The organism is Pedobacter sp., from assembly GCF_035317785.1.
Lineage (GTDB): Bacteria > Bacteroidota > Bacteroidia > Sphingobacteriales > Sphingobacteriaceae > Pedobacter.
The window spans coordinates 1-7,661 of record NZ_DATHGC010000162.1 but is presented as its reverse complement, the minus strand read 5'-3'; the positions used below and the strand labels follow the sequence as shown (position 1 = coordinate 7,661).

Here is a 7,661-nt window from a genome sequence, read left to right as displayed (position 1 = left end):
CTGCAATGACTTATACCATGATCTATGAACAGCCGGTCGTTTACGAATTTTACAACATCCGGGTGCCGACAGTTTTATTTATCGGAAAGGAAGACAAGACAATTATTGGTAAATCGTTGCTTAGTCCGGATCAACAGGCGATATACGGGCAATATAAACTATTGGGGAAGCAAACAGCGGCCAAGATACCGGGAGCCAAAATCATCGAATTTGACGGTTGCGGACACATCCCTCACATTGAAGTGCCTACCGAATTTACTGTAGCACTATTGGGAAGTCTTTAAAATCACAAAAGGACTGGCACGGTGCCCGGTCCTTTTGTGACAAATGTTTTTTTGATATACTAAGCCTCGAGGATTTCCAATTGTGTAAGAACCTGGTCGCGGCTTACCGGATATTGCACGTCATTTACGATACTCTGGTAAACGGCTTCAAACAATGGCAGGTAGTTGCTCCTTTCAGATGGGAGAAGATGAACTGATTTGTTTCCGTCTTCATCAATAAGTGTTAATTTTCCTTCGTTTCCTTCAGGTTCAATGCCATAAACCGGGTTGTCCGGTTTCATATGTTTCAGTAGTTGTTCTTCTTGGATGTCAGTGCGCTTTTTCTGCAAAGATCCTGAAGAACCGTTCACAACGAAGGCAGGCAGCGGATCAACCAATAATAAATTTGCATGAACAAATACATTGACACTATCGGGATAACTCAGGTGTATGGAGAAATAATCATCAACTTTTGTGTCTTTGCGATTCTTACCGAGGATTTTATAGAAGGAATCCGGCTTCCCAAAAATACTAATGGCCTGATCCAATAAATGTGGTGCCAGGTCATACATCAGACCGCTGGCAGCCAAAGGTTCTTCCTTAAAGGTTTTTGGCCCTATGGCAGCTCTATACCTGTCATAACGGAAATGTACCTCACTTAGTTTCCCAAGTTTTCCGCTTTGTATCACTTCACGGACAGTAGTAAAATCACTGTCCCATCTTCTGTTCTGATAAAAGAATATTTTTTTTCCAACACTGTCAGCCAGTTCAAATAACTCTTTAGCCTCCGCAGCAGTGGCTGTAAAAGGCTTTTCGACCAGGATGTGTTTTCCCGCCCTCAGAGATTTTGCGGCATAATCATAATGTGTGTAATTTGGTGTGTTGATGATGATTAATTCGATAGCCTCATCAGAGATCAGGTCTTCTATGGTATCGTAGCTAATCACGCCAGGATAATCAGCGGCAGCAATCTTTTTGTTTCTTTCGGTTACAGCATGTAGTTTAAATCCTGGATGCGCGTTTACAAACGGGGCATGAAAAACTTTTCCTGACATACCATAGGCCATTAAGCCGGTTACAATTTCTTTCATACGCTAAAAATAATAAATCGCTTTGCTAAACCATAAATTTTCATAGGTATATATTTTTATTACTGTGATTGTTATTGCAATAAAGCTTATACGCTAATCGTATCTTTGCAATATGAAACCTGCAGAAATACATGCAAAATGGAAAATTTTGCAACAAAAAATAGCACAGGAATTCGATTCTGATACACCTGATCTGAAAGTAATCCTGTTCCTGATCGGAGTCCAGGAATTGGGAAAAGGACCGGGTAAATTTAGCAAAAGGCAGAAAGAAGAATTAATGCACATCGCCACTTGCCGCCTGTTGAGTGAAATGGGTTTCTATGAGCTCGAAGGCCTTGATCAGGATGGGTGGCCGCATTGGAACCTGATAAAACCCATTCCTTCATATGCCTTAATGGAGCAGGAACTGCTCATCAAATCACTGGCAATAGCATACTTTGAAGATATTTACGAATAATGCCATAAAGATTAAAAATGAAAAACCCGAAGTACAAAGTACAACGGGTTTTTTCTATATATAGGTAGATGTAAATGTACTTGTTTTATTTTCCTTGCTGCTGTGCTTCTTTTTTCAACTGCTCATTTGCAACAATAACCACCTCGACCCTGCGGTTAGCAGCTCTTCCTTCTTCAGTGGCATTATCCGCAATCGGCTCTGAAAAACCTTTACCGACAGTGATCAGTCTTGATGTGGGCACACCCTGAGACACAGCGTATGCTTTAACTGCCGCAGCTCTTCTTTCCGATAAGCCCATGTTATACGCTTCAGTGCCCTTATTATCAGTATGGCCGATCACTTTAATGTCTGTTCCAGGATATTGATTTAACGAACCTGCTAAAGACTTCACGTTTGATTTTGCCTGGGCAGTCAATTCTGATTTATCAAATCCAAATAATATACCGCTGTCAAATTTCACAATAATACCCTCACCCTCGCGGATAACTTCCGCATTAGGAATTGCATTTTGAATTTCCGCTGCTTGTTTATCCATTCTCTTACCGATGAAACCACCCGCTGTGCCGCCTACTGCGGCACCTATGATCGCGCCTACTGCAGTGTTACCGGCCTTTTTCCCAATGATCGCACCCAATACACCGCCTGCGGCAGCACCTATTCCTGCTCCTTTTTGTGTTTTTGTCAAGCTATCGCAACCCTGGAAGGTCATTGCCCCAAGAGCCAATGCTACGCTGAATGTTGCTATTTTAAATTTTGAAGTAATCATAATGCTATAGTTTATTTGCTGTGAGCACTACTCAAACCTAATGCCAGTTTTAATTGCTGTCGCATTATGATTACAACAAACAATTTGACAACAAGTTAGCGCCGCAAATGGGATATGATATCAGGTTATCTGACGCATAATCGACCCAAATTTAGGACAGCAGGAATTATTCAGAAAAATACTCTTCCAGCTCTTTCAGCGTATTTTCGTCCTTCATGAAATCTTTTATGATCTTACCTTTTTCCAGAAGAATGATTCTGTCACATACATCCGTCACATGATTCAGGTCATGACTGGAGATCAGCGTAGCCATATTCTTTTCCTGTTTTAAGGATTTGATTATCGTTTTAAGTCTGATCTGGGTTGTTGGATCCAGATTGGCGAAAGGCTCGTCCAGGACTAGCAGCTCAGGGTTTTGCATCAATGCAGCAGCAATGCCAACTTTATTCTGATTCCCTTTGCTAAAATCCCTGATGTATTTCCCCCTGTTCAGGATCTCCCCGTTAAAAAACTCCTCATATTTTTTGAGGTAGTCCATTACATGGGCCGCAGTCAGGTTATGCAGGCTTCCGATAAAAATAAAATATTCTTCTGCGGTAAGGTAGTCGATCAAAAAGCCTTCGTCCAGATAGGAGGCGGTATAGTTTTTCCAGTTGTCACCGGAAGATACATTTTCGCCCCTGGAAAGCACTTCCCCGCCGTCCGGCCTGATCAGGTCAAGTGCCATCCGGAACAAAGTCGTTTTTCCGGCGCCATTGTTTCCCACCAAACCTATGGTCTCGCCTTCATTTATCGTCAGCAGAGGAACATTCACTACGGTCTTATCGCCGTATACTTTTTTTAAATTCGTAATCTCTAAAATCATGGTACTTCTCTAAAGCCAGCGGCAATTTTATATTTTCTTTTATCGAATTCCCGGAATATAAACTCCACCCAGTAACTACGGGTTATTAGTGACAGCAAACCCACGAAGGCAATGCAGGCAATCCCCAGATAAGGGAGGCCTGCAAGAGCAAAAGGAGTATAGAATAGGTAAGGTGTCAGGAAATAGGGCAATAACAGCACAAACTGACTCGCACCCACACCCTGGTAATTAAAACCTGAACTTTTTGAAAGGTCTATTGCTTTGTAATTCCGGGTAGCAAAATAGAGGATGATCACTGTTCCAAATCCAACATTGTACAGATAAGCAGCAAATTGGATCAGCAATATCTTCCAGCTGATAAAACCATACAGACTTACGACCAGCGTCATTAAGGTAGAAGCCAGCGTGAACATCAAAAACTTGGCCTTAATGAAATTCCTGATGTTGATTTTGCTCACCATCAACCCGTCAAAGTGGGCACCCTGCCAGCCAAACATAAATTGTCCATAAATACTGATATTACTTCCCGTCATAAAAGTAGCGGCAAAGACCATCATGGCAAATGAATTTGTGGACAGCAGGTGTTCCTTATAAAAAAGAAAGCCGTAAAAAATAAAAATAAGACTCACAATGACTGCGGATCGAGGCCTTTTATGCCTGAATATCAATTTCAGTTCCAGGGCGATCAATGTGCCCATCTCTCCAAACCTGTCCAGGAAAGGATAGTCTGTGCTTGCCTTTTTCGCCTCACCATTTGTCAGGTCCTCAGTATACAGATTTCTTCTGAGGTAATTGGCATTGATAAGGAAAACCACACCCGCCATTGCCGGGAATACAAGTGCGGCGAAAGGGTTTCTGGCAATGAAAATAAAAGTGCTATTCGACAGACCCGCTATTGAAAATACCTTAAAGTATTCCATTAATCCGATCGCCGCGATAAAGCCCATAACCACAAAGATCAGATATGCCTTACTAGTGGTCAGCCTTTTTATATACAATGCCAGGTAATTGTTAAAAATACAGAGCCCTATGATCGATATGCAATACATCACTGCCGTCAAAGGACCAAAGGACCGGGCAACGGCCGTGCTGCAAAATGGCAGGAAAAGGATCAGTGGAAAAAGGTTGAAGGCGGTAAATACCGCACGCACATTTAAGAAACTTACGATCTTGTTCCTTGGGATGTTCAAGTGCAAATATGGAACAATGCTTAGCGTCGGGAGGTCCTGAAGCTGAATCCGCATCACAAAATCCAGGGCAAAATAGTACAGGATGAAGCCGTTAAAAACGAACATCATGTCTTTCCCCGGAAAGACCTTAGGTATGATTTCCTGCAGCATAAAGCCCAGAAAAAGCGCTATGGCCAATAGATAAAGGACCATAAAGCCCATAAAAATCTGGGCAGCAATCGTCCCGCCCTTATTCCTGGACCTCCGGAAGGCCTTCCATTGATGATTTAAAAAGGTAGAGAGCATATCAATATTTATATTTGTTTTTCCAGTTCTGTTTTAGCTTTTCTCTCAGTTTTTCTTCAGCTGGATTTTTCCCGGGGTCATACAATTTTGTCCCGCTAAGCTCCTCCGGAAAGTACTCCTGATCAGAAAAATTCCCCTCATAGCCATGGGCATATTGATAATCCTTACCGTAACCGATGTTCTTCATCAATTTTGTCGGTGCATTTCTGATATGTAGCGGAACTGGCAGATTGCCGGTTTGTTTCACCAAAGCCTGTGCTTTATTTATGGCCTCATAAGACGCATTGCTTTTTGCCGACGAGGCAAGGTAGGTAACAGCCTGGGACAGGATGATCCTTGATTCAGGAAAGCCGATCACATTTACGGCCTGGAAACAATTGTTTGCAAGGAGCAGCGCATTCGGATTTGCATTTCCAATATCTTCTGAGGCCAGAATTAATAATCTTCTGGCTATAAACAAGGGATCCTCTCCTCCCTCAATCATACGTGCCAGCCAATATACCGCCGCATTAGGATCACTGCCCCGTATGGATTTGATAAATGCCGATATGATGTCATAATGCTGTTCTCCCGCCTTGTCATACAAAGCCAGGTTCTGCTGCGCATGGGAAAGTACATTTTCATTGGTCAGTACTATTTTATTGCCACCAATGCCATTCACCGCTATCTCCAGCACGTTCAGCAGTTTTCTTGCATCCCCGCCGGAAAGCCTGATCAGCGCCTCGTGTTCTTTTATGATTATTTTTTTTTCTTTGAGCAATACATCCTGTTTTATTGCCGTTTGCAGCAAGCCCGAGAGCTCATCCTCATCCAGCGCCTTTAAAATGTACACCTGGCACCTGGAAAGCAGCGCTGAGATCACCTCAAAAGAAGGATTCTCTGTGGTAGCACCAATAAGCGTCACCAGGCCGCGCTCCACAGCGCCCAGTAAGCTGTCCTGTTGTGATTTGCTGAAACGATGGATCTCATCTATGAAAAGGATTGGCAAGCCCAAAAAGCTATCCTTCAGCTGGGCCGCTTTGTCGATCACATCGCGGATATCCTTTACACCGGAGTTTATCGCACTCAGGTTAAAGAACGGCCGGTCCAGGGTTTGCGAAATAATGTAAGCAAGCGTAGTTTTTCCTACACCCGGAGGGCCCCAAAAGATCATGGAAGGTAATTGTCCGCTTTGTATCGCTTTGCGAAGTACTGCATCCGGCCCAACTAAATGCTGCTGGCCAACATACTCGTCCAGACTCTGCGGACGCATACGTTCGGCTAAAGGAGGTAGGTTTTGCATAAAAGTAAAGATACAAAACCCACCGTTGAAATTATAGCGGATTCAGACTAAACCCCGGTATTTTTCGCAGGCTTTTTCTTCCAGAATTTGCGTTTCGGTTTGTCTGTATGGGCAGGTCTTGCCCTGGACGGCTCCACTGTCCCTTCAGCAAGTGCTTCACCCAGATGCTCAGGCAAAGGCATCCTCTCAATTTCCTTTTCAATCAGTTTTTCGATATTGACAAGCTTGCGCTTATCCCTGTTATTGACCAGCGTAATTGCTGTTCCTTTGGAAGCTGCTCTGGCTGTACGTCCTATGCGGTGCACATAATCTTCTGCATCATGCGGAGCATCAAAATTGATGACCAGGTCTATTCCCTCCACGTCAATACCACGGCTCAGGACATCAGTACCAATGATAATGGGCAATTGCTTGTTTTTAAATTTGAGCAATATGCTTTCCCTTTCACTTTGTCCAAGATCAGAATGAAATGCCTCTGCTTTAAGACCCAGATTCCGGAAAACCTTACCCAGATTTTTTACCTTTTCCTTTGTTGAAGCAAAAACAATGATGCTTTTATAGTCGCCATTTTTCAAAATGGATGTCAATAAAGGCACCTTTTGCTCATCACCGATCAGATATACCTGCTGTGATATTCCTTCAGCCGGCTTAGATATTGCAAGACTAATCTGCTCAGGGTGGTTTAAGAGACTACCCGCCAGTTTTCTGATCTTGGGCGGCATCGTGGCCGAAAACATCACTGTCTGCCTTTTGTGAGGCAGGTAACTCACGATCTTCATGATGTCATCATAAAAGCCCATGTCGAGCATACGATCAGCCTCATCCAGAACCAGGTGCTGCAGCTGATCAAGTTTCAAAACACCCGATGAAAGGTGGGAAATCAACCGTCCGGGCGTAGCAATGATGATGTCAACCCCCTCACGCATCGAACGTTTTTGCTGTTCATACGCAATCCCGTCTCCGCCTCCGTATACGGTCAGCGAGCTGATGTTGGTAAAATAGGAAAGCGCTTCCACCTGCAGGTCTATTTGTTGCGCAAGCTCCCGTGTCGGGGCCAGGATCAGCGTGTTGTTGTGACGGTCCTCTGTACCGGCAATCATGTTCATGATCGGCAGCAGGTAAGCACCTGTCTTTCCGGTCCCTGTTTGCGCGCAGGCAATTAAATCTTTCTTGCTTAAAATGAGCGGTATGGCTTCCTGCTGAACAGGAGTGGCATTGCGAAATCCCATTGCCTGTAAACCCTCAAACAAATCAGGGTTAAAATTAAAATCTTTAAAATCCAATATAACTTATATAATACTATTATGGCATAAAAGTAGACTTTTTAATCAGCATTAAAAAGTTTTAATGCTCAGCCATTTTTTCTTCGGCTTTTATTAACTGCTTCATTTCCAGCTTGCCATTATACTGTGCGCCCATTTCGATCTCCAGAGTCTCAGTTTTGATGTCCCCGTTAACTCTC

At 43.4% G+C, this 7,661-nt stretch carries 8 protein-coding genes; 2 read left to right on the top strand and 6 right to left on the bottom strand.

Annotated features, from left to right (window positions below):
- Positions 1-284: alpha/beta fold hydrolase (locus tag VK541_RS09905; protein WP_414692617.1), on the top strand; the 284-nt coding region annotated here is incomplete at its 5' end.
- A 59-nt stretch (positions 285-343) separates the two neighbouring features.
- Here VK541_RS09905 and VK541_RS09900 read toward each other — a convergent pair.
- Positions 344-1,354 carry a Gfo/Idh/MocA family oxidoreductase gene (locus tag VK541_RS09900; protein WP_324369480.1) on the bottom strand — a complete coding sequence of 337 codons (1,011 nt, stop codon included), beginning with the start codon at positions 1,352-1,354 and terminating at the stop codon, positions 344-346.
- Between the two features lie 112 nt (positions 1,355-1,466).
- Here VK541_RS09900 and VK541_RS09895 point away from each other — a divergent pair, with 112 nt between their 5' ends.
- Positions 1,467-1,811 (top strand): hypothetical protein, encoded by a 345-nt coding sequence (locus VK541_RS09895; protein WP_324369478.1) that lies wholly within the window; start codon positions 1,467-1,469, stop codon positions 1,809-1,811.
- A gap of 85 nt (positions 1,812-1,896) precedes the next feature.
- Here the strand turns inward: VK541_RS09895 and VK541_RS09890 are convergent, their stop codons facing one another.
- The 5 genes from VK541_RS09890 to VK541_RS09870 all read right to left on the bottom strand — a co-directional run bounded on the left by VK541_RS09890 (position 1,897) and on the right by VK541_RS09870 (position 7,482).
- Positions 1,897-2,577 (bottom strand): OmpA family protein, encoded by a 681-nt coding sequence (locus tag VK541_RS09890; RefSeq protein ID WP_324369476.1) that lies wholly within the window; start codon positions 2,575-2,577, stop codon positions 1,897-1,899.
- Positions 2,578-2,743: 166 nt separating this feature from the next.
- Complete coding sequence (locus tag VK541_RS09885) at positions 2,744-3,442, bottom strand: ABC transporter ATP-binding protein (protein ID WP_324369473.1); 699 nt, start codon at positions 3,440-3,442, stop codon at positions 2,744-2,746.
- Positions 3,439-4,917, bottom strand: coding sequence for a DUF5687 family protein (locus tag VK541_RS09880; protein ID WP_324369471.1), 1,479 nt, complete (start codon positions 4,915-4,917; stop codon positions 3,439-3,441). Before VK541_RS09880 ends, VK541_RS09885 begins: the two co-directional genes overlap by 4 nt.
- 1 nt (position 4,918) lies before the next feature.
- Positions 4,919-6,199 carry a replication-associated recombination protein A gene (locus VK541_RS09875; RefSeq protein ID WP_324369469.1) on the bottom strand — a complete coding sequence of 427 codons (1,281 nt, stop codon included), beginning with the start codon at positions 6,197-6,199 and terminating at the stop codon, positions 4,919-4,921.
- Positions 6,200-6,246: 47 nt separating this feature from the next.
- A complete protein-coding gene (locus VK541_RS09870; protein WP_324369467.1) occupies positions 6,247-7,482 on the bottom strand; it encodes a DEAD/DEAH box helicase in 1,236 nt (411 codons plus the stop codon).
- Positions 7,483-7,661 lie beyond the last annotated feature (179 nt).